Source organism: Mesorhizobium intechi (assembly GCF_002879535.1).
Lineage (GTDB): Bacteria > Pseudomonadota > Alphaproteobacteria > Rhizobiales > Rhizobiaceae > Mesorhizobium > Mesorhizobium intechi.
On record NZ_PNOT02000111.1, the window covers coordinates 1 to 1,866 of the forward strand.

Annotated in this window: 2 protein-coding genes; both read right to left on the reverse strand. The window is 66.6% G+C overall.

All coding sequences use genetic code 11. The features are described 5' to 3' along the window. Positions 1 to 57 precede the first annotated feature (57 nt). The gene (locus tag C1D09_RS10325; protein ID WP_143974170.1) at positions 58 to 1,464 is read right to left on the reverse strand and encodes a MotB family protein; all 1,407 of its coding nucleotides are present in this window, start codon (positions 1,462 to 1,464) and stop codon (positions 58 to 60) included. Then, the coding region (locus C1D09_RS10330; protein WP_143974171.1) for a hypothetical protein at positions 1,461 to 1,866 on the reverse strand (406 nt) is incomplete at its 5' end. The genes C1D09_RS10330 and C1D09_RS10325, both read right to left, overlap by 4 nt.

Genomic DNA, 1,866 nt, shown 5'->3' on the forward strand with positions numbered 1-1,866 from the left:
GATATCCGGCTGCCAGCAGCAAAAGGCCCATCAGCCGGCTGGTGACGGCCGCCCGCTTCATCCGCCGGTCGCCATCAGGATCTCGATGCGGCGGTTGGCCGCCGACAGGGGATCGGCCGGATCCTTCGGCTGGCGGTCGGCGAAGCCGGCGACCTCGGTGATGCGGCGCTCGTCGACGCCGCCGCGCACGAGCATGTAGTAGGCGGAATGCGCGCGCGCCGTCGACAGCCGCCAGTTGTCGTAGCTGGCGCTGCGGAAGGGGCGCGCATCGGTGTGGCCGTTGATGCTGATCGTGCCCTTCTGGCCGTTGACGATGCGGCCGATCTTTTCCATCGCCAGCACCAGTTCGCGGCTCGGCACCGCCGATCCGACTTCGAACATGCCGAAGTCCAGCTGGTCGGTGATCGAGATGACGACGCCCTTGTCGGTGGCTTCGACCGAGACGCCGTCGTGCAGCCTGTCGCCGGGCTTGAACGCCTCGGCCAGCTGCCGCTTGACGTCTGCCGCGGCCTTCACGGCAGCGGCGGTCGGCTGCTTCTCCCCTGCCTCAGGCGCGGTCGTCTCTGGCGCGGCTGCGGTATTGGCCTTGGCGGCAGCCACGGCCTTGCCGTCGCCCGTCTTGGCATCATCGGCCTTGGTTTCGCCGGCCTTGGCGCCGCTGGCCTTGGTTTCGCCGGCCTTGATTTCGTCGGCCTTGGCCATCGTCGCCGCTGCGTCCTTGCCGTCCTTGGCCAGGGGCTCGAGCGGGGCATCCTTGACGGGCGGCGCCGACGGCACGGCCTTGACCTTGGCGACCTGCGTTTCGGCGGCCTTGTCACCGGGTTTGAGTGGATCGCCCTCGATCCTGGGGCGCTGGGCACTCGCCTCGGCGGCGGGCGTGGCCACCTGCTGCGACCAGAAGTCCGGCTCGAAGGGATCCCTATAGGACGCGCCGCCCGATGCGCCCGTCGCCGGCCCGGCGCTTTGCGCGCCGCCATCACCCTTCTGGCTGACATTCTGCATGACGCCGGTGTCGGTGGCGATTTCGGAGAGCACGGCGTAGGGGTCGGCGAACAGATGCTCATCCGACTGCTCTGCCTTGTTCGGCTCCTGCTTGACCTGCTTGCGGTTGGATGAGCCCGCCGCGCCGATGCCGTCCTGTCCAGATTTTTTTGTCGCCTCCTGCGGGTCGTCAGTCGTCATCCCGACCGCGCGCGGCCCATTGCCGAGGTCCTCGAGGCCTTTGCGGCTCGACTCACGGTCGACGAGCTTGACGGGGTTGAAATAGCTGGCGACGGCCGCCTTGGTCTGTTCGTTGGCAGCGTTGATCAGCCACATGACCAGGAAGAAGCACATCATGGCGGTCATGAAGTCGGCAAAGGCGATCTTCCAGACGCCGCCGTGATGGCCTTCGTCATGGTCCTCATGACCCCGCCGCACGATGATGATCTCGTGCCTGCCGTGATCGGCGTCGACGGCACTCATGACAAGACCTCGGAAAGGGTGGCGGACCATTCGGCGATGCGCGTCTCGAACACGGCCTCGTCAATGGTAACGGTCAGGTCGAAACCTGGTGCCTCGATGAAGTCGAGATTTGCAATGCGTGGTCCAAGCGATGCCTTCAGCGTTTCGAAAAGCGACAGTGGCCCGCGGACGGCGATGCGCACCGCTTCTTCATCGCCGACGGCTCCGCGAACCGCGCCGGCAAGCGCTTCGAGCGAGCGCTTCTGCAGATCGTCGCTGACAATGCCGCCGATGATGCGGGCGACCGTGGCGCTGACAAGGTCCGTTACGCGCACCTCCATGGCGTCGATGCGCAGCGAGACCGCGTTGCCGATATCGGCGCCGAAGCTTTCGAGGAAAACCCTCGCTTCCTCGGCATGGGCC